Genomic DNA, 18,254 nt, shown 5'->3' on the forward strand with positions numbered 1-18,254 from the left:
AAATGAACCTGAGCGATTCAAAAGTTATCAACGCAGATCGCGCGACTGTTTACGCAGCGTTGCTTGATCCTGAAGTTCTCGCTGCTTGCGTGCCCGGTTGTCAGGACATGAGTGGCTCTGCCGAAACCGGCTTTGAAGCAACCGTCGTGCAAAAGGTCGGACCTGTAAAGGCAACGTTCAAAGGCGCTGTTGAATTAAGCGACAGGGTCGAAAACGAAAGCCTGACGTTAACAGGTGCAGGCAAAGGTGGTGCCGCTGGGTTTGCCAAAGGCGGTGCGAATGTCCGCCTTGAAGAAGACGGCGATCAAACGATCTTGCACTACGATGTAGAGGCGAAAGTCGGCGGCAAGCTTGCCCAGCTTGGCAGCCGCATCATTGACGGCTTTGCCAAGAAGATGGCCGATCAGTTTTTTACCTCATTTCAGGACGCAGTCGGCGCGCCTGTTGACGGGGATGAAGAAGATGCCAGTGAGGACAAGCCAAAGAAAGGCTGGTTCAACAAGCTGCGAAAAGGATGATTGCCGGCTAACGGCCGCGCCGCGATGTCAGGCGCTCATGTGCCTCAACCGTTCCATCATGAAAAGTGCCAAACCATTTGTCCCACGGAACTTCTAGATTGCCGAAGTTCAGCTCGAAATAGCGATGGTGCATTTGATAGTGGAACGTTTCCAACGTCAGCGATTTATTGTCTTTCACCAACAGGCTTTCATAGCCCCTGTATGGCTCGACGCGGCTTGCAACTTGTGAACACAAATTGCCAAGTCAGCGCCTAGCCCTCGACCGCCGCAACCTTGCCTGCGCCCTTAAACCAGCGCACGATCTTCACGCGGTCTTCTTCAGAGATATCGGTGATGTTCGCTGGCGGCATCGCGTGAGATACCCCGGCTTGCAAATAGACCTCGCGCGCGGCGCGCACGATGTCATAGCGCGTTTCCAAAAATACACCTTTGGGGGCCCAGCGGATACCGTCCCAGCTAGGTTCGCGCGCGTGGCACATAGAGCAGCGACCAAGAACGATTTCCTCAACCTCCTCAAAGCCGGCCGAAGCCACCAGCATTTCTTGATGCGTTGAAAGCGGCTGTGCCTCGGCCGTGTCGTAATCCTGCTCCCATGTGTTGGCGGTTGAAAGCCAGGCAATGATAATCATCAAGATCACCGTCACCGCCCATGTCCAGCTTGGTCCCTTGCCCGTTGAATGCAGCGTGTTGAAATAGTGACGAATGGTGACGCCCGTCAGAAAGATCAATGACGCAATAATCCAGGCATACTGCGTCCCGAAGGAAAGCGGATAGTGATTGGACAACATCAGGAAGATCACAGGCAGTGTCAGATAGTTGTTATGCGTACTGCGCAGCTTGGCGATCTTGCCGTACTTCGCATCAGGTGTGCGGCCCGCCATTAGGTCAGCGACAACAATTCGCTGGTTCGGCATGATGATGAAAAATACGTTCGCGGTCATGATCGTCGCCGTAAACGCGCCAAGGTGAAGCAAAGCCGCACGACCCGTGAATATCTCGTTGTAGCCGTAGGACATCACGACAAGGATCACGAAGAGCAAAACCATCAACAACGTCGGTGTCTCACCCAGCTTGGACTTGCACAGAAAATCATAGGCGATCCAGCCAATGGTTAACGAGCCAGCCGAAATAACAATCGCCTGCCATGCAGACAGATCGGCCTTGGCTGGATCAATCAGGAACAACTCCGCGCCCGCCCAATAAACAATCATCAGCAAAGCCGCCCCCGAGAGCCATGTCGTATAGCTTTGCCATTTGTGCCAGATCAGATGTTCGGGCATGTTTTCAGGTGCGACCAGATATTTCTGGATGTGGTAAAATCCGCCCCCATGGACCTGCCATTCTTCACCCGACGCGCCCGCAGGCATGTTGGGCGCTTTCTTCAAACCAAGGTCCAGCGCGATAAAGAAGAACGACGCCCCGATCCAAGCCATTGCCGTGATGACATGCAGCCACCGCACCACAAATGCGAGCCAGTCCCACATAATTGCCAGATCATACATCAGCGTATCCTCTTTCGTTTTGTTGCAGCCTACCCATTCGAGGATTCTTCCGCTATAATTGCCATTAAACAAAGAGTGTCAAAAAATTCCGCACAATGTCCTATTTTGATAACATCCGCACCTTCGTGCGCATCTACGAATTGGGCAGCATGTCCGCAGCCGCCCGCGATCAGCGAATTTCACCCGCGGTTACCTCTGCGCGCATTTCACAGCTTGAATCGCACCTCGGCGTGCGCCTTTTCCAACGAACCACACGCAGCCTGACACCGACCGAACAAGGGCGCATCTTTTACACTGGGGCATGCTCAGTCCTGGAAGCCGTCGAAGCCGCAGAAGCAGGCATTGGCGATGCTACAGAAAACCCGCGTGGCACGCTGCATGTCGCGGCCCCGCTCGGTGTCGGACGGCGCCTGATTGCGCCGAATGTCCCGGGCTTTGTCGCTGAATACCCGCTTGTAGACGTGCGCCTGCGCCTCAGTGATCGCAAGATTGATCTTACCGCCGAAGGCCTAGACATCGCATTCTTTCTTGGTCGCCCCGCAGATTCAAACATGCGCATCCGTAAGATCGCTGATTGCGAACGTATCCTCTGTGCGGCCCCGTCCTACATTGTGCAGCATGGCCACCCCAAAAGCGGCGCAGACATTGATCGCGGCAAACACAATTGCCTCAATCTGCGCTTCCCCGGTGCGACAGAATTTCAATGGGAACTCTCCACCGACGACGGTCCCCGCAAGTTCGACGTGCAGGGGCGATTTGAGAGCGACGATAGCGACGTGCTGACCGATTGGGCGCTCCAGGGCGCTGGTATCGCCCTGCGCCCCGTGTTCGAGATTGCGGACCATCTGGCCTCTGGCGCCTTGGTACAAGTCGCCGCGCAGACACCCCCCCTTCCCGTACAAATGGCCTGTCTTTATACCCATCGACGTCACCAGGACCCGAAAGCACGCCTGTTCATGGAATTTATGATTGAACGGATGGAAGGGGCTTTGAAACCAGGGAAAGCCTGACTATCATCTCAGTAAGTTTATGATTTTTACGCTGTGACTAGTTGTCTTTCTTCAAAAGAACTTAGAACAGGGAACATTATGAAGAGACTTTTATGCGTTCTAACGCTGCTCTTCCTACCTCTTCAGAGTGCCGCTGAGACGGTATTGGAACAAATAAAAGATACGATTTCCGAGGCTCTCGGACCGCCCGGAAACGAGATCGGCGAAAAAACCCAAGTGGTAGCCGTTAATTCTGACGACAATGTCACATTCATATTTATGTGCAGCGCAGGCAAGGATGGCGGCGTGGGAGACCTGGCAGTTGATGCAATATTTACCGCCATCGCAAGTGCGACGGGTGGCATACCTTTGTTGGCCCAGAATCCGGTCAAGAATTTCATCAGCGCTGGAATAATCAACAAAGGCGACGCCTATTGCGTTGCCATAGCTTCAGAGACGGGTTCGACGCGAAAAGCAAAGAATGTCGCCAATGGCAGCATTTATACAACCGCGTGGAGCGGGAACAAAAAAGGCGAAACCGAAAGCGACGAAAGAGCATGTGAAAAAATTCAGAGCCGCTATCTGTGCTTTGAAGTCGTCGAAGCGTCCTTTTCAGGGGGCAAAGAAGTCGACGGCGTAAGCGGTTGCTTTGAAGCAGAGATCAATAAAAAGCTGGTTTCATACGCTTTTGGCCGAGGCGCGCTAATTCCAGATGAAACCAAAAACGCTTTTGCTGCGGATAAATCGAAATCCGATCTTGGATGTGAAGCACGTGGTTTTGGGCTCTCGGATGCTAAGTCGCAATAGACCGAGAGCGCCCCTCAACTCCCCCGGTAGGTCGAATAGCTGAACGGCGAAACCAAAAGCGGCACGTGATAGTGCGCCTTCTCCGACATGCCAAAACGCAAAGGAACCACGTTCAAAAATCGTGGTTCTTCGGCGGGTACGCCGCAGGCGTCGAAATAGGCACCGCAGTTAAAGACCAACTCGTATTCACCCAGCTCGAATTCACTTTCGGGCAGGATCTGCGTATCGGTGCGGCCATCATCATTGGTGACAACTGATTTTAGCTTGGTTCGTGTCTCGCCATCAATGCGGAACAATTCGATCTCTAGCCCTGCAGCGGGGCAACCGCGTGCTGTGTCTAGAACGTGGGTTGTCAAATATCCGGCCATTGCACTCTCCATAAATTGCCTGAAAAATATGCACTTGTTTGCAGGACGATGGTAGTTTGATCGACCCTAAAGTGCATTCGTTTTTTTTTGAAAGAAACTTCCGATTTTCTGGTTTATCACAATCTAACCAAGGAGAGTGGCCCCATGACACGTTACCCCCGCGATATGCATGGTTACGGCGCGACACCGCCAGCGGCCAATTGGCCGAATGGCGCAAAGATCGCAGTGCAAATTGTGATGAACTATGAAGAGGGCGGCGAAAACAACATCTTGCACGGGGATGCCGCGTCCGAAGCGTTTCTGTCCGAGATTGTTGGCGCAGCCGCTTGGCCGGGCCAGCGCCATTGGAACATGGAATCGATTTACGAATACGGCGCGCGGGCCGGGTTCTGGCGCCTGCACCGCCTTCTGGAAAATACGCCGATTACGGTTTACGGCGTCGCAACTGCGATGGCACGCGCCCCAACGCAGGTGCGCGCGATGAAAGAGGCTGGCTGGGAAATCGCCAGCCACGGGCTCAAGTGGATCGAATATAAGGATGCCACGCCAGAGGTGGAAAAGGCCGATCTTGACGAAGCGATCCGCCTGCACACCGAAGTCGTCGGACAAGCGCCTGCTGGCCTCTACATTGGCCGTTGCTCTGACAATACCGTGCGCCTTGCTGCCGAGAACGGCACGTTCAAATACGTTGCCGATTCCATCGCGGACGATGTGCCTTATTGGATGGAGTTCGGCGATCGCGACCAGCTTGTCGTGCCCTATACAATGGACGCCAACGACATGCGCTTTGCCACGCCGCAGGGCTTCAACACAGGCGCGCATTTCTTTGAATATCTCAAAGCCAGTTTTGATGTGCTTTACGCTGAAGGCGGGCGCATGATGTCTATAGGTCTGCATTGCCGCCTGATGGGCCGCCCGGGCCGTGCGCAGGCACTTCAGCATTTCCTAGAATACGCCAACAGCCACGAGGGCGTCTGGTTCGCCACGCGCGAGCAGATCGCAGATCATTGGGCGGCTCAGAACCCGCATGTACGTTATGAACGCCCCTCGCGCATGGACCGCGAGATGTTTGTCGCTAAATACGGCTCCATCTTCGAACACTCCCCGTGGATCGCCGACGGCGCGTATGATCTGGAACTTGGACCTGTGCATGACACAGCTGTCGGCCTGCACAACGCGCTTTGCCGTATCTTCCGCTCTGCCAGCGAAGAGCAACGCCTTGGTGTTCTCACCGCCCACCCCGATCTTGCAGGCAAGCTGGCGCAGGCCAAAAGCCTGACCGCCGAAAGCACAGCCGAGCAGGCGGCGGCTGGCCTAGATCATCTGACGGACGACGAAAAGGTGGCATTCACGGAACTAAATACCCAATACGTCGCCAAGCACGGCTTTCCCTTCATCATCGCCGTGCGCGATTATGACAAAGCCAGCATCTTGGCCGCCTTTAAAACCCGCATTAACAATGCACGTGACACAGAATTCGCCGAAGCCTGCAAACAGGTCGAACGCATCGCTGATTTCCGCCTGATGGATATCCTTCCATGAGCGTGCAAATCGCCCTTCAACCCATCACCGCCGAGGCCTTCGCGCCCTTCGGCGACTTGATTGATTGTTCAGGCGATCCCGACGCGATCATCAACCTCGGCAAATGTGGTCGTTATCATGACCGCGCGCAAATGGACTTTGGCACGGGCCGTGCTGGCATCAGCTTTTTCAAAGCCCAATTGCGCGCGCTGCCCTACGAATTCAATCTTGTCGAACGCCATCCGCTCGGCTCGCAAGCCTTTATCCCGATGAGCGAAAATGGCTTTCTTGTCATCGTTGCACCAGATGAGGATGGCACACCCGGAACACCCATCGCCTTTGTGACCGAACCCGGCCAAGGCATCAACTTTCACAAAGGCACATGGCACGGCGTTCTGACGCCGCTTAGCGGTTCAGGACAATTCGCCGTTGTTGACCGCATTGGCGATGGCAACAATTTAGAAGAATTTTCGCTCCAAACACCACATATTGTGGTAAGGGGCTAAATACGGCCGACGCAGAAGCGGCCACCACTCACGGCTATAAGGGGAGAATACCAATGGCTGATACTTCACTAGGGACAGCGGAACAGCTTCGCGATCCGAATTATACACCACCACTCGCGAAAGCGGTTCCGCTGGGCATCCAGCACGTACTGGCAATGTTCGTATCCAACGTAACGCCCGCAATTATCGTTTGCGGCGCGGCAGGTATCGGCTTTGGCTCCGATCAAGGCGCGCTCGGCTTTCCGGACATGACCTATATGATCCAGATGTCCATGCTCTTTGCGGGCATCGCGACATTGATCCAGACTATCGGCGTCGGTCCAGCGGGTGCGAAACTGCCCATCGTTCAGGGAACAAGCTTTGCCTTTCTACCCGTCATGATCCCAGCGGTTGCAGGTCTTGGCACAGCGGGCCTTGCGGGCCTTATGACAGGCGTGATGATCGGTGGCCTGTTCCACATGATCCTCGGCACCTTCATCGGCAAGATCCGTTTTGCCCTGCCACCGCTCGTTACAGGTTTGATCGTTCTGATGATCGGTCTTTCGCTTGTGAAAGTCGGTATTCAATACGCGGCTGGCGGCGTTCCATTGATGGGCAAGCCCGAATTCGGCTCAATGGCGATGTGGCTTCCTGCGCTTGTTGTGATCGTTGTCACGTTGGCTTTGAAGTTCTTCACTAAAGGCATGATGTCTGTTGCAGCCGTTCTGATCGGTATCATCGTTGGTTACATTGTGGCCTACCTGATGGGCCAGGTGAGCTTTGGCAATGTTGGTAAAGCAGCACTGTTTGCAGCGCCGCTACCGTTCAAATGGGGTTTCGAATTCAACATGGCGATCGTCATCGGCATGTGCTTCATGGCCGTTATTTCAGCGATTGAAACAGTTGGCGACGTTTCCGGCATCACCAAGGGCGGTGCAGGCCGCGAAGCAACAGATACAGAGATCACAGGTGCAACCTATGCTGATGGTCTAGGCACGGCGATTGCCGGCGTGTTTGGCGGTCTGCCAAACACATCCTTCAGCCAGAACGTTGGTCTGATTTCCATGACAGGCATCATGAGCCGTCACGTCGTCACCATCGGCGCGATCTTCCTGATTATCTGTGGGTTCATTCCAATGGTCGGCGCGATCATCCGCACGGTTCCAATCAACGTCCTTGGCGGCGGTGTGATTGTAATGTTCGGCATGGTTGCTGCGGCTGGTGTGAATATGCTTGCAGACGTCAACTGGAACCGCCGCAACATGGTGATCTTCGCGATCTCCCTGTCTATCGGTCTTGGTCTTCAGCTTGAGCCTTCCGCGCTTCAGCACATGCCAAAGACACTGCAGATCCTGCTGACATCTGGCCTGTTGCCTGCCGCTGGCTTGGCAATCATCCTGAATCTGGTTCTGCCAGAAGAACTTGACGACTAATCCAAGTCGCTACTCTAAAACTACGAAAAGGCGCTCCGTTTTGGGGCGCCTTTTTTAGCTTGATATAGCTAAGCTGGTTCAAAAGGACGAATGCCAAATGGATCAATCTACCGCGCAAAACATCATTTCAGTTTTGAAAACTATCATCAACAACATGGCCCCCGATATCCGCTTCGTTCCGAAATATGGTGGCGAAGTCATGTGCCCTGATCCTGAAAGCGACAAGAAATTCGTCGGCGGAATTTTTCAATACAAAGATCATGTTTCGCTAGAATTTTCCGATGGGGTCGCGCTTGGTGATCCTAACAACCATCTGGAGGGATCTGGCAAGAAACGTCGTCATCTAAAGTTTGAGCGCCTTGAAGATGTTGCAAAGAAAGACACGGACGCCCTGCTCGCCCAGTGTCTTTCCTAATATTCGGCTAGGGGCGCGGGGGGCGCACGGTCGCATCGCAGGTCTGGCTTCCATCTTCTAGGGCACAGCCTGTTTCGGCGCGCAAACACGACAGGATCGCGTTCGATCCAGCAGCGCCCGCGTGATAGTGATAGCCTAAAGTTGCCGCTTCATGGCCATTGCACTTGTCCAGATCATCGGGGGCAGTCCCATCGGCCAGCAGATGGGTGAAAATGCCAAAGCCATCCATCGCAATTCCGATCTGGCCAGCGTGATTTTCACGAATCTGTGCGACCTTCAGACAGTCCGTCGCGATGTGATAATGATAGCCGACATGGGTGTTCACATGCCCGCCACAATCATCGAACGGCGCAATCGTATGGGCGGCCAGAATTGCATCCACTGGCGCGGGTCCGTCCAAACGTACGCCGTTGTTGGCGACGCCCGCGGGTTGCGCGCGGTTGGTGAACCATGTGCGTTGCGGCGCTAGCGGGATAACATAGGTGATGCTTGCATCCTCGGGCATGTATTCGGGCAGACATTCGACACAGTAATTGTTGTACGCAGGGTCTACATCGGGGCGCGCCGCCGCTTTGCATGCAGCTTTGCTGTCTGTTACCCGCACCTTGCCTGTTGCCGGGTCAAACAACTGCCAGGTGTCATCGCCGTAAAGCGTCGGAAGGTTGGTGATGAAATCGCCGTCAACATCCAGAACAGCGCCCCCTTCCAACCAGACACCGCTTTTGTCAGGCCCGTCAGTGATCGACGTCGGACACCATGGCCCGGGCGTGTAGTCTTTTGGCTCTGCCTTTACCGTGATTGCAAAGCACTTCGTTTGGGTGCCCTTCGATAACTTGCAATCCACAATGTTTGGCCCTGCAAGAACGCGGGCGTTCTCGAAGAAGTGCGCAATGCCCGCCAAACGATCACCAGCGGCGTCACTAAAGGCAGGCGTGGCAAGACAGGTCGCAAGGGCGAGAAAATAAACAGACTTCATCGTAGTTCCGATCAAATTGGCGTACGCACAGGTTAATACGTCCTGATCCCAGATTTCCGTCGCCGAGCAATCTGATTTCGTCGACGCACTTGGGTAATTACAATCAACGATCCCAATCGACTTGGATTAGTCCCGCAGATAACATGGGCCAACTGATAGGAGCCTGAACCCTCACATGGAAATGTCATGGCTTATTAGTTGCGCAATCGTCCTTCACAATCTGGAAGAAGCCATTTGGCTGCCAGCCTGGAGCAACGAACCAAAACATTGGAAAAAGCCGCTAATCGCTTTCGAATTCCGGTTTGCGACTTACACCTTATCTCTCGTTGCAATTGGGCTGAGCATCGCGATCACATTTGGCATTTATCCCAAAATTTGCATCCCTATTCTGGCAGGCTATTCAGTGGCAATGATCGTCAACGCGATTGTTCCACATCTCTTTCTCACCCTCAAAACACAAAGCTATATGCCCGGCACTGCAACAGGTCTTTTGATGGTTCTCCCAACTGGAGTTGGCTTTTTGGGCATGTTGGTCGGAACACATCAAATGGACATATCGACGATACTTGTCTGGGGTATGGGGATCGGGCTTGGTTTGCTTACCAGCCTCCCCGCCCTGTTCTGGGTTGCGAGAGCTTTTCAAGAAAGCTTCCTGCTAAAAAATACGCGATAGGCCCGGCCTATTCTGAAATAAGTGTAGGCTGCTTAACCCAAACTGCAAAAAGGGCGCTCCGTTTCCGAAGCGCCCTAATCTCTTAACTTTCAAACAGTCCCGATAGGGACGCTGGCTTATGCCAGTGCGATGTTGATCGCTGCCTCACGACCATCACGGCCGGGCTCGATGTCGAAAGTAACTTTCTGGTTGTCGGCAAGACCTGTCAGGCCGGAACGCTCAACTGCAGAGATGTGTACGAACACGTCTTTGCTGCCGCCGTCTGGCGCGATGAAGCCGAAGCCTTTTGTAGTGTTAAACCATTTTACGGTGCCAGTAGCCATCGTAATTCTCCTAATATACTGCCCACGGAATGCGGCAGGTCGGCTAGTCAGTGCAAGATCGAAGACTGAGCCGAATTAAGGAGCAGTGGGGTCGATAGTGGTAACGTCGCAATGCCCATATAGGCCCGAACGGGCGAAATAGCAAGAGATTCTAATTATTGCAGGCCGTGCGAGCGGCGATTGCATGCTTACGCAACGGCGATAATCAAAGTCCGAGTTTTGCGTGACGATTCACATCTTTGTAGAGCAAGTATCGGAAAGGTCCCGGCCCACCCGCGTAACATGCTTGCGGGCAGAAAGCGCGTAGCCACATGAAATCGCCGGGGCCAACTTCGACCCAATCTGCATTCAATTTATACGCAGCTTTGCCTTCCAGCACATAAAGCCCGTGTTCCATCACGTGGGTTTCCATGAAGGGAATCACATTTCCGGGCATCAGCGTAACTATAGTTACATGCATATCGTGGCGCAGATCGGCAGGGTCGACGAACCGCGTCGTCGCCCAGCCGCCATTCGTATCAGGCATGACGGTCGGCGCGATATCATTCTCGTTAATGATGATCGGGTCGGGCGTATCCAGCCCATCTATCGCATCATAAGCTTTGCGCACCCAATGAAAACGGGCCGTGTCCTTGCCGTTGTTCAGCAGCGTCCACTCCATACCCGCAGGCAGATAGGCATATCCGCCCTCTGTTAGCACATGGCTCTCGCCCTTGAAGCTAACAGTGATTTCGCCCTCAACCACAAACAAAACACCCTGCGCGTTTTTATCAAGCTCCGCACGCTGGCTGCCGCCGCCGGGCTGCACTTCCATGATGTATTGTGAAAACGTCTCGGCGAACCCCGTCATCGGCCGCGCAATGATCCAAAGGCGCGTTTTCTCCCAGAACGGCAAAAAGCTGGTCACGATATCGCGCATCGTGCTTGCAGGTAGAAACGCATAGGCTTCGGTGAACACGGCCTGACTGGTCAGCATCTGCTCCTGCCCCGGGTGACCGCCGCGGGGGGCAAAATATGTGCGCTTCGTCATGATCTGCTCCAACCAAAGGGTACTATCGATCTGGCCTCAGACTAGCGCCACGCCAAGCCTTTGAAAAGCTGAAGCAACATTCGTAATTATTTGACAATCAAGCGAGAATTCAACGCGCTCCAAACGCTGCGGGATCGCGCCGCAACGGCCCCGCTCCGACACTCCAACGCGGACCTGCTCCCATAACCTGCAGGGGTGCTTTGATCCGATGTGCAGGCCCCCAGCCTGTTTGCTCTAGCACCTCGCCAAAATCACCTGCCGCCGAAGCAATCGCGCCCGTGCGCTCAAGCGCGCAGCGATGTTGCATCACCAGATGCGCCGTGCGCGCCAGAGAAACGCGCGCCGATTTGATCCGCCCTTGCGCGCGCGCGGCCAAGGCCTCCAGAACACAAGCGGCCATCAAATATCCGGTTCCATGATCCAGCGCTTGAACGGGCAAAGGCACGGGGTTGCTCGCTCCCTCTTCAGCCATCCCAAGCGCCGCAATGCCACAGCTCATCTGCACGAGACTATCAAACCCGCGCCGGTTTTTCCAAGGACCGCTCCAGCCGTAGGCATTCAACCGCACATCAATCAGCCTTGGATTAACCGCGCGGCGGACGTCGTCCCCCAGACCAAGCCTTTCCAAAGCATCGCCGCGATAGCCATGCACGAAAACATCCGCCTCGCTTAGCAACTGTTTCACCCGCCCAAGATCATTCGCGCGGGTCAGATCAAGTCCTGCACACCGCTTGCCTAGTGTCACTTCCATCTCGACGCCGGGTTCGTTCCAACCAGGTGGATCAATCCGCAAAACCTCTGCGCCAAAGCCGGCCAGAAACCGCGTTGCAACAGGCCCCGCAAGAACGCGCGTCAGATCTAACACTCTGATACCGTTCAAGCTTTTAATCGGTGCAGGCGAACAGCTGCCATGGTCTTGCCAATGCACCAGAGGCTCCTGCGCCACCGCGCGCCCTTGGGGGTGTTCTGCCCACGCCTCGGCGCTGCGCATTTGAGCGGCGCAGCCGTTTGCTGCGACAATCGCATTCTCTAGCGCTGCAACGTCCCAAGCCTGAACCGCCCCAGCCACCGCTTCGCGATCAACCGGCACGCCCAGGACCGACAATGCCGCATCACGATGATGCGGCGCGTTGGTATGCAGGCGAATCCAGCCTTCCTTGCAGCGATAGTTGCCCGCGACAGCATCCCAAAGCGATGGCGCCTCCCAACCGTCGGGGCGCAGCGTCATATCAAACCAGAGCGAAGCAAGCCGGCGATCAACAGTGACCTGTCCGCCCTGCCCTGCCCGCAAACGTGCAAGTGCAACACCTGCAAGGCCAACGGTCGCTTCCGCAAAATCCGAAACTTTGTAATGCGACGGCAAATGCCCCGCACCGTGCGCAGAGTATGCCTCGACGGCCTCGCCAAAAACCGCGTCGCTCATCGCGTTCCAGAACGGATTAACCATGCGGAAATGCTTTGGCCGTGATGTCCGCCGCCTCCAACGCGGCACGAACCGATCGCGCAATCTCAACCGCTTCGGGCGTATCACCATGCATACAGATCGTGTCAATGCGCGCTTCAATCCGTTTACCGCTTTCCGTGATAATCGCGCCTTCCTGAACCATTGCGACCATGCGCTTGGCTGCAACATCAGCATCATGGATCACAGCGCCCGCAAGTCGGCGATCCACCAGCGTCGCATCGTCGTTATAGGCGCGATCCGCAAAAATTTCCGCAGCAAAGTTACAGCCCAGGCCCTCAACCGCGCGCTGCTGCGCCGTGCCTGCCAGCACCATCACATAAAGGTCAGGATCAATATCCAACGCCGCGCTATAGCATACCTTCGCCATTTCCTCGTCTTCGGAAGTCATATTCCCCAGCGCCCCGTGGAGCTTCAAATGACGCACATGGCCGCCTGCCACCTTGGCCATGCCCTGCGCTGCGCCCAATTGGTAGCGCACCGCATTCGCGAGCTGATCCATTGGCATCTGAATGCGATAACGCCCAAAGCCGCGCAAATCTGGAAAACCGGGATGCGCGCCAATGCCGACGCCGTTCTGTACCGCCAGCGCCATGGTCTGCGCCATCACATCAGGATCGCCCGCATGAAACCCACACGCAATGTTGGCCGATGTTATGATCTTTAAAAGATCTGCATCATTGCCCATGATCCACGGACCATAGCTTTCGCCCATATCTGCATTCAGATCGACAGTTTGCGTCATTCCATGTCTCCTGTAATTGCGCCGCTGATTAATTGATAAGACAGCAAGTCATTCATCTGGTTCGGATCGCGCAAGATCGGCTGACAGGCTTTGCCCAGGGATGCGCGCGCTTTGCTCTCTGCCAGTTCTGCCGCAATTCCCTCTTCCCGCGAGATCAGCGTAAAGCGTAACTTTGCCCCCGGCGCAGCCTGCGCGACACGTGGCAAATCGCAAGGCAAAACCGCCGCTATTCGCGGATACCCGCCCGTCGTCTGGCAATCCGCCAGCAACGCATAGGGCGCGCCTTGTCCCGGCACCTGGATGTCACCGGCGATAACCGTTTCGGACGGGATCGACTGGCCGCCCTCCAGCGCGAAACTCCGATCACCTTCCAGCGCGACACCCTGTCGATTGCCCTGCGCGGAACGGGTGAATTCAGCATCTTGGAACTTTTTTAAAACCGCGTCGCCGAATAGCGCAGTATGCGCTGTCTCAACCACCCGTATTGGCGTCGTTCTTGGCGCGGTATGAGGCATCATCAAACCGAAGCGATCCGGCTTTTTGTCTGATCCAATATTCAGAACGTCACCTGCCTGCACCACGTGCCCCAGACCAGAAGCGCGATGCGTACTTGCCGAGCCCAAAAACCGCGGCGTCTCAAACCCGCCGCCAACGCCCAGATATCCGTAAACCCCGCCTTGCACTGCGCCAATGTCCAGCACCTGCCCCGCCTCAACGCGGTGCACCGCATTCCAAAGCAGCGCAGATCCATCAAGGCTCGCTTGCATCTTGGCACCGCTAAGCGCGATGCGCATCGGGGACTGCGCTACGAACCGCCCGCCCATGCTGGCCATTTCAAGCAATGCTGTGTCACTTTCCCCAAGCAGCGCCCAAGCCTGAGCCATTGCACGGCGATCCGCCGCGCCGCCGCGTGACAACCCACTTGCTAGCGTGCCATCCCATCCACCATCTTGCACTGTTACCGCGGGGCCAACGCGCTGAACAAGCAAACCGCTCATACCAGCACCTCGCAACGCGCACCGCCAAGCCCGTCGGCTGTATCTGCAAGTGCGTCAATTTCCGCCCGACCCACCTGAGCAAACTGCACCAGATCACCCGCCTTAAACGCAAACGGCTCCGCACGATCTTTTTGGAAATCGTAGAATTCGGTTGTCCCGATGTGGCGCCAGCCCGTCGGCGTATCATTGGCAAAGATTACCAATTGGCTTACCGCCGCCACCAACGCACGTGCTGGTACATTTGGCGTAATGCTGCTCAAACGGGGGAAATTCCAACGCTCGGGCAAGTTGCCAAGATAGGGTTGCCCCGGGGCAAACCCGATCGTCAGCACCCGGACCTGTGTTTGCGTCAGTTCCTTGACTGCATCTGCTTCGCACAATCCGACAAGCTCTGCCGTTTCGGCCAATTGTGGCCCGTCAAAGCAACACGGGATAGTCCAAAGCCGCCCACCCATTTGTGTCGGCGCGAACCAGTCTTGCGCCTGCACTTGAGCTTCAATGTCGCGCAACGTCCTGGGCAAATCGCCCTCGATGTCCAAACGCAGGTATACGGCTGTCAATGACGGTGCACTTTCCAGCACACCATCAATCTGTGTCCCACCGATATGTTGATGAAACCTTAAAGCAGCAGCATTGATATCTTCGCTCACACGATCACCAAAGCGCACCAAAACACCATCCACGCCAATATAGGCAATGGCTGGAAACTGCTGGGGAATCTGCGCCGTCATCAAGCACCTCTAAGCAACATTTGCGCAGTGCAGCACGACTCTCATTCAAGCACAAGCATTGGGTTGATTCGCCCCTGCCCTGCTTTTTGGCTATACGTCGCCACGAGCGGTGAAATTTACCCAACTCGGGCTTGGAAGGCAATTTTGCCTAGATTCCAAGGCCTTGGCATCATTCCTTGCTAGATCACTTGAAGTTTCTTTGATCCAATGCCATCCCAACGCACAGAATGTCTTGCCTTAAACATGGCTTTCGCGCAAATAATGGTCCAAATACAACGTATAAGAGATCAGAATCGGTCTCAGAGGCAGTTAGAACAAGAAACACGCATCTTTCCACAAAGGAAAGAGCAAGATCGCAGGTACCAGCACATCCTCGACCCGGATTAACGTCCGCTTTGAGGCAGTGGATACAGTATTTGCGCACGAGCAAGGACCAAGGCAATGCGCTAAGACACCAATTTTCCGCCCTAAAAAGTAAGGGCTCTGAGCGGCGGCAACCACTCAAAGCCCTCAAAACGAACAGCATCAGCTATCGCGTTTTACTAACCTCTTGATAGCAGAATGCCAGAATCACCGCAAGCATTTCGCTTCGGGGAACAGGACTATTATGGCGCATTCGCGTGAATTTGATCCCGCCAGGGGCTATGTCGCACTACCTTCTGACGTAATGGATATCGAAATGTCTCCAGGCGCTTTCCGCCTCCTTGTTGAGCTTTGCCGGATGGCAAATCGCACCGGCGAATGCTGGCCTTCGCTTGGTCAGCTCAGCGACAGAATCGGCCGCTCGAAGGCAGCTATCTCGGGATACATCGCCGAGCTGCGCGCGTTGGATTTGGTCGCAACGTTGAACCAGCGCATGGCCAATGGCTATAACTACCGGCTAAAATACAGCGTCACTTTCTGGCAAAGCTGGCGGGCACAAATTTCTGCACGAACCGAGCATGATCGTGTTCAGAAAACTGAATGCACCGTTCAGCCAGTTGAACGCAGAGTAAACTCTAAAAACCAGAATCATTTAAACCAACCACAGCCTTCTCAAACGAGAATAGACTCTACTAAGACCAAGTTAGTGTCTGTTTTTTCTCAATGGTCCCAACTTGCCAAGAACGCGCCCTTCCCAAGTTTCAACGCCCAAGTTCCGCAAGACCTAATTACTAAGACACAGGATTGCCTCGTTGACACGGGTCCACTCCCACTAAACCACGACAGGCTTCAAACTGATCTTGAGAGGCTTTGGAACGGTCTGGGCATTTCAATCAGCCCAGTCGAGTTATCGGCCCAGAGCCATTTCCTTCACACCCGCCGCCTGTCGCAAGCTGGTATGGACGCCTTGGCGACTGTCGTGCGAAGTGGCTGGCAGACCCATTGGAAAAAGCCCCCAAACCAAAAACAATTCGAGAGTTTTCTGAGCACTTCTCAGAAGCAGGTTACCGATGAAGGGTTGCGCAAAGTGCTTGCCCAATTCCTTCGTCGGTGGGAAATAACGCAAAACAAGTTGCAACGAGGCACTCCATCGCTCAACTTGTCCGAAAAACACGCTGCCTAACGCTCTGTTGGGTGATCCTTAACTTCTATATCCGCGGATATATTTACTATGGCCTATGGCAACTTCGAACAATTTATTCGCAACATGACGCGGGTCATGGGAAGCGTGAACACCAAGCTCCAGCGCGACCTTACACTTAGAACCCGTGTGGCACGACGTTTCTCAATGACCGAGGTCGCAGAGCTTCTTTCGGTCGATGTTACTTATCTCGCGAGGGTTTCTAACGAGGAAGCAGCGTTCCCAGAGGGCGAAAAAATCGGCCGCGAACGCACGTTTTCGCCGCCTGAGATCATGCTCATCCGGTCGATCATCGGCTCCAACAAGGGCGCACGACGTCAGCATTTGCACTGGCGCAAACCGGGTGAGCCTGTGAAGGTTGTGACCTTTGGCGCACAAAAAGGCGGTACAGGGAAAAGCCTGTCAGCAGCACATTTCGCGCAATACGTTAATCTCTTTTACGGCCTCCGCGTCGGCGTCATTGATGCGGACCCCCAAGCGACGGTAAGCCTTTATTTCGCAGATGAATCGCTGCCGCTCTTCCAGCCTGACACCCCTACCCTTGCGGATTTCATGGGTGTTGATGATCCAGGCGCAGAAACTTTGAACACGCCCAGCCCTGACGCACTGAATGCAATCTGGCAGAAAACCCCTTGGCCTGGCATCAAGCTTATCCCTGGCGGCGCAAACATTCAGAACGGCGATATCAGTTTGTTTTTCTTGTCACGGCAGTCGCAAATTCCTGTCTACCGCATCCTAAAGGAAGCGATTTCAAACTGGGATAGCGCGCATGGCGCAAAGACATCTGCGAACGATTTGCGCCGCGCGGATGGTTCGTTCGATATGTCTGCTTATGGGCGCGCTTTGGAAGAAACCGTAGACGTTATTGTCATCGACCAGCAGCCCTCGTTGACGCTCATGCAGCTCAATGGGTTGATTGCAGCGGATACGGTGGTCATCCCGCAAACCATGAAGGGTTTCGATCTCGCGACGCTTTCAACCTACGTTTCCAATATTGGTGAGTACCTTGAATTCATCATGGGCTTCGAGGCCGATATCGAGATTGGCAGTGGAGAGCATGTGGTCTTGCCGACCATCGTTCAGGAACAGAACAATCAGGACACGGATCAGATTCTTGATCTCTACCGCCGCGCCCCGCGCGAAATACTTCAGGTTTGGTATAACCGTTCTGACGCGATTGCGAATGCGTCGGAGGAATACAAAAGCATTTATGAATACCTGCCGCCAAAGTCGCGGCGCGCGTCTGCAAAGGCCTTTATGGCAAATGCAAACGCAGTGAATGACGCGCTGGTTCAGCGGGTCTGGCCAGAGCTGCAAGATCGCGGTTTTGCGGCGCAATTTATCAAAGATCGTTGGAGCTAAGACATGGCAAAGAAACGTAAACTCGACGCTGGCCTGCCCCCGCTTGAGGAAGAAGCAACAGCGCCCGTCACCAAGCCTGCGATGGGCGGGATGTGGGCTGGTTCCGCGATGAACCTGCTCAAGCAACGTATTGATGACACGCATGGCTCGTTGGTGTCGGGCATCCTGAATGGCACGGTTGCTTTGGCGCTGGACGCTGGCCAGATTGTGGATTCCGCTGGCAGTGATCGCGTCGGGGATTGGCAAACCGATGAGGCGTTCGAGGCCCTCAAAGCCAACATTCAACGGCGTGGGCAAACCCAGCCTATTCGCGTTCGACCGGTTGATGCTAGATGGCGGCCTAACCCTGAGA

General features: G+C 54.8%; 20 protein-coding genes and 1 pseudogene. 11 read left to right on the forward strand and 10 right to left on the reverse strand.

Annotated features, from left to right (window positions below; genetic code table 11):
- Positions 1 to 2: 2 nt before the first annotated feature.
- Positions 3 to 518, forward strand: a complete 516-nt coding sequence (locus WBC85_RS08460; RefSeq protein WP_424435264.1) for a CoxG family protein — start codon at positions 3 to 5, stop codon at positions 516 to 518.
- A gap of 7 nt (positions 519 to 525) precedes the next feature.
- Here the strand turns inward: WBC85_RS08460 and WBC85_RS08465 are convergent, their stop codons facing one another.
- Together WBC85_RS08465 and WBC85_RS08470 are read right to left on the reverse strand one after the other, a co-directional pair.
- Positions 526 to 696, reverse strand: a complete 171-nt coding sequence (locus WBC85_RS08465; protein WP_424435267.1) for a hypothetical protein — start codon at positions 694 to 696, stop codon at positions 526 to 528.
- Positions 697 to 769: 73 nt separating this feature from the next.
- Complete coding sequence (locus tag WBC85_RS08470; RefSeq protein WP_424435270.1) at positions 770 to 2,020, reverse strand: urate hydroxylase PuuD; 1,251 nt, start codon at positions 2,018 to 2,020, stop codon at positions 770 to 772.
- Between the two features lie 95 nt (positions 2,021 to 2,115).
- Here WBC85_RS08470 and WBC85_RS08475 point away from each other — a divergent pair, with 95 nt between their 5' ends.
- Together WBC85_RS08475 and WBC85_RS08480 are read left to right on the forward strand one after the other, a co-directional pair.
- A complete protein-coding gene (locus tag WBC85_RS08475) occupies positions 2,116 to 3,030 on the forward strand; it encodes a LysR family transcriptional regulator (RefSeq protein ID WP_424435273.1) in 915 nt (304 codons plus the stop codon).
- A 33-nt stretch (positions 3,031 to 3,063) separates the two neighbouring features.
- Positions 3,064 to 3,816 (forward strand): hypothetical protein, encoded by a 753-nt coding sequence (locus tag WBC85_RS08480; RefSeq protein ID WP_424435276.1) that lies wholly within the window; start codon positions 3,064 to 3,066, stop codon positions 3,814 to 3,816.
- A 14-nt stretch (positions 3,817 to 3,830) separates the two neighbouring features.
- Here the strand turns inward: WBC85_RS08480 and uraH are convergent, their stop codons facing one another.
- Positions 3,831 to 4,184 carry a hydroxyisourate hydrolase gene (gene uraH, locus WBC85_RS08485; protein ID WP_424435279.1) on the reverse strand — a complete coding sequence of 118 codons (354 nt, stop codon included), beginning with the start codon at positions 4,182 to 4,184 and terminating at the stop codon, positions 3,831 to 3,833.
- Between the two features lie 144 nt (positions 4,185 to 4,328).
- Here uraH and puuE point away from each other — a divergent pair, with 144 nt between their 5' ends.
- The 4 genes from puuE to WBC85_RS08505 all read left to right on the forward strand — a co-directional run bounded on the left by puuE (position 4,329) and on the right by WBC85_RS08505 (position 8,038).
- Positions 4,329 to 5,726, forward strand: a complete 1,398-nt coding sequence (gene puuE, locus WBC85_RS08490; RefSeq protein WP_424435282.1) for an allantoinase PuuE — start codon at positions 4,329 to 4,331, stop codon at positions 5,724 to 5,726.
- Positions 5,723 to 6,211, forward strand: a complete 489-nt coding sequence (locus WBC85_RS08495) for an ureidoglycolate lyase (RefSeq protein ID WP_424435285.1) — start codon at positions 5,723 to 5,725, stop codon at positions 6,209 to 6,211. The genes puuE and WBC85_RS08495 overlap by 4 nt, the downstream gene beginning before the upstream one ends.
- A 53-nt stretch (positions 6,212 to 6,264) precedes the next feature.
- Positions 6,265 to 7,623 carry a uracil-xanthine permease family protein gene (locus tag WBC85_RS08500; RefSeq protein ID WP_424435288.1) on the forward strand — a complete coding sequence of 453 codons (1,359 nt, stop codon included), beginning with the start codon at positions 6,265 to 6,267 and terminating at the stop codon, positions 7,621 to 7,623.
- A gap of 97 nt (positions 7,624 to 7,720) precedes the next feature.
- Positions 7,721 to 8,038 carry a DUF1801 domain-containing protein gene (locus tag WBC85_RS08505; protein ID WP_424435291.1) on the forward strand — a complete coding sequence of 106 codons (318 nt, stop codon included), beginning with the start codon at positions 7,721 to 7,723 and terminating at the stop codon, positions 8,036 to 8,038.
- A 7-nt stretch (positions 8,039 to 8,045) separates the two neighbouring features.
- Here WBC85_RS08505 and WBC85_RS08510 read toward each other — a convergent pair whose 3' ends face one another.
- Complete coding sequence (locus WBC85_RS08510) at positions 8,046 to 9,014, reverse strand: YHYH protein (RefSeq protein ID WP_424435294.1); 969 nt, start codon at positions 9,012 to 9,014, stop codon at positions 8,046 to 8,048.
- Positions 9,015 to 9,189: 175 nt separating this feature from the next.
- Here WBC85_RS08510 and WBC85_RS08515 point away from each other — a divergent pair, with 175 nt between their 5' ends.
- On the forward strand, positions 9,190 to 9,687 hold the full coding sequence (locus WBC85_RS08515; protein WP_424435297.1) for an HXXEE domain-containing protein: 498 nt from the start codon (positions 9,190 to 9,192) through the stop codon (positions 9,685 to 9,687).
- Between the two features lie 116 nt (positions 9,688 to 9,803).
- Here the strand turns inward: WBC85_RS08515 and WBC85_RS08520 are convergent, their stop codons facing one another.
- From WBC85_RS08520 to WBC85_RS08545, 6 genes are all read right to left on the reverse strand, one after another.
- Positions 9,804 to 10,010, reverse strand: coding sequence for a cold-shock protein (locus tag WBC85_RS08520; protein ID WP_009829425.1), 207 nt, complete (start codon positions 10,008 to 10,010; stop codon positions 9,804 to 9,806).
- Positions 10,011 to 10,215: 205 nt separating this feature from the next.
- Entirely contained in the window at positions 10,216 to 11,040 is an 825-nt protein-coding gene (locus tag WBC85_RS08525; RefSeq protein ID WP_424435301.1) for a bifunctional allantoicase/(S)-ureidoglycine aminohydrolase, read from the reverse strand.
- A 109-nt stretch (positions 11,041 to 11,149) separates the two neighbouring features.
- A complete protein-coding gene (locus tag WBC85_RS08530) occupies positions 11,150 to 12,487 on the reverse strand; it encodes a CoA transferase (RefSeq protein ID WP_424435304.1) in 1,338 nt (445 codons plus the stop codon).
- Entirely contained in the window at positions 12,480 to 13,247 is a 768-nt protein-coding gene (locus tag WBC85_RS08535) for a LamB/YcsF family protein (RefSeq protein WP_424435307.1), read from the reverse strand. Before WBC85_RS08535 ends, WBC85_RS08530 begins: the two co-directional genes overlap by 8 nt.
- On the reverse strand, positions 13,244 to 14,245 hold the full coding sequence (locus tag WBC85_RS08540) for a biotin-dependent carboxyltransferase family protein (protein ID WP_424435310.1): 1,002 nt from the start codon (positions 14,243 to 14,245) through the stop codon (positions 13,244 to 13,246). Before WBC85_RS08540 ends, WBC85_RS08535 begins: the two co-directional genes overlap by 4 nt.
- Complete coding sequence (locus WBC85_RS08545; protein WP_424435313.1) at positions 14,242 to 14,976, reverse strand: 5-oxoprolinase subunit B family protein; 735 nt, start codon at positions 14,974 to 14,976, stop codon at positions 14,242 to 14,244. Before WBC85_RS08545 ends, WBC85_RS08540 begins: the two co-directional genes overlap by 4 nt.
- A 607-nt stretch (positions 14,977 to 15,583) precedes the next feature.
- On the opposite strand from WBC85_RS08545, the gene WBC85_RS08550 reads away from it, so the two are divergent.
- The 3 genes and pseudogenes from WBC85_RS08550 to WBC85_RS08560 all read left to right on the forward strand — a co-directional run.
- The gene (locus WBC85_RS08550; RefSeq protein ID WP_424435316.1) at positions 15,584 to 16,522 is read left to right on the forward strand and encodes a helix-turn-helix domain-containing protein; all 939 of its coding nucleotides are present in this window, start codon (positions 15,584 to 15,586) and stop codon (positions 16,520 to 16,522) included.
- 48 nt (positions 16,523 to 16,570) lie between these two features.
- Entirely contained in the window at positions 16,571 to 17,902 is a 1,332-nt protein-coding gene (locus WBC85_RS08555; protein WP_424435319.1) for a ParA family protein, read from the forward strand.
- A gap of 3 nt (positions 17,903 to 17,905) precedes the next feature.
- Positions 17,906 to 18,254 (forward strand): annotated as a pseudogene (locus WBC85_RS08560) (hypothetical protein); the annotation flags it as partial.

This window comes from Planktotalea sp., assembly GCF_049680325.1.
Lineage (GTDB): Bacteria > Pseudomonadota > Alphaproteobacteria > Rhodobacterales > Rhodobacteraceae > Planktotalea.

Bases quoted from the DNA above. Each gene is read 5' to 3' on its own strand.
- WBC85_RS08460 (WP_424435264.1), top strand. From the start codon at position 3: ATGAACCTGAGCGATTCAAAAGTTATCAACGCAGATCGCGCGACTGTT.
- WBC85_RS08470 (WP_424435270.1), bottom strand. From the start codon at position 2,020: ATGTATGATCTGGCAATTATGTGGGACTGGCTCGCATTTGTGGTGCGG.
- WBC85_RS08475 (WP_424435273.1), top strand. From the start codon at position 2,116: ATGTCCTATTTTGATAACATCCGCACCTTCGTGCGCATCTACGAATTG.
- uraH (WP_424435279.1), bottom strand. From the start codon at position 4,184: ATGGCCGGATATTTGACAACCCACGTTCTAGACACAGCACGCGGTTGC.
- puuE (WP_424435282.1), top strand. From the start codon at position 4,329: ATGACACGTTACCCCCGCGATATGCATGGTTACGGCGCGACACCGCCA.
- WBC85_RS08495 (WP_424435285.1), top strand. From the start codon at position 5,723: ATGAGCGTGCAAATCGCCCTTCAACCCATCACCGCCGAGGCCTTCGCG.
- WBC85_RS08500 (WP_424435288.1), top strand. From the start codon at position 6,265: ATGGCTGATACTTCACTAGGGACAGCGGAACAGCTTCGCGATCCGAAT.
- WBC85_RS08505 (WP_424435291.1), top strand. From the start codon at position 7,721: ATGGATCAATCTACCGCGCAAAACATCATTTCAGTTTTGAAAACTATC.
- WBC85_RS08510 (WP_424435294.1), bottom strand. From the start codon at position 9,014: ATGAAGTCTGTTTATTTTCTCGCCCTTGCGACCTGTCTTGCCACGCCT.
- WBC85_RS08515 (WP_424435297.1), top strand. From the start codon at position 9,190: ATGGAAATGTCATGGCTTATTAGTTGCGCAATCGTCCTTCACAATCTG.
- WBC85_RS08520 (WP_009829425.1), bottom strand. From the start codon at position 10,010: ATGGCTACTGGCACCGTAAAATGGTTTAACACTACAAAAGGCTTCGGC.
- WBC85_RS08525 (WP_424435301.1), bottom strand. From the start codon at position 11,040: ATGACGAAGCGCACATATTTTGCCCCCCGCGGCGGTCACCCGGGGCAG.
- WBC85_RS08530 (WP_424435304.1), bottom strand. From the start codon at position 12,487: ATGGTTAATCCGTTCTGGAACGCGATGAGCGACGCGGTTTTTGGCGAG.
- WBC85_RS08535 (WP_424435307.1), bottom strand. From the start codon at position 13,247: ATGACGCAAACTGTCGATCTGAATGCAGATATGGGCGAAAGCTATGGT.
- WBC85_RS08540 (WP_424435310.1), bottom strand. From the start codon at position 14,245: ATGAGCGGTTTGCTTGTTCAGCGCGTTGGCCCCGCGGTAACAGTGCAA.
- WBC85_RS08545 (WP_424435313.1), bottom strand. From the start codon at position 14,976: ATGACGGCGCAGATTCCCCAGCAGTTTCCAGCCATTGCCTATATTGGC.
- WBC85_RS08550 (WP_424435316.1), top strand. From the start codon at position 15,584: ATGGCGCATTCGCGTGAATTTGATCCCGCCAGGGGCTATGTCGCACTA.
- WBC85_RS08555 (WP_424435319.1), top strand. From the start codon at position 16,571: ATGGCCTATGGCAACTTCGAACAATTTATTCGCAACATGACGCGGGTC.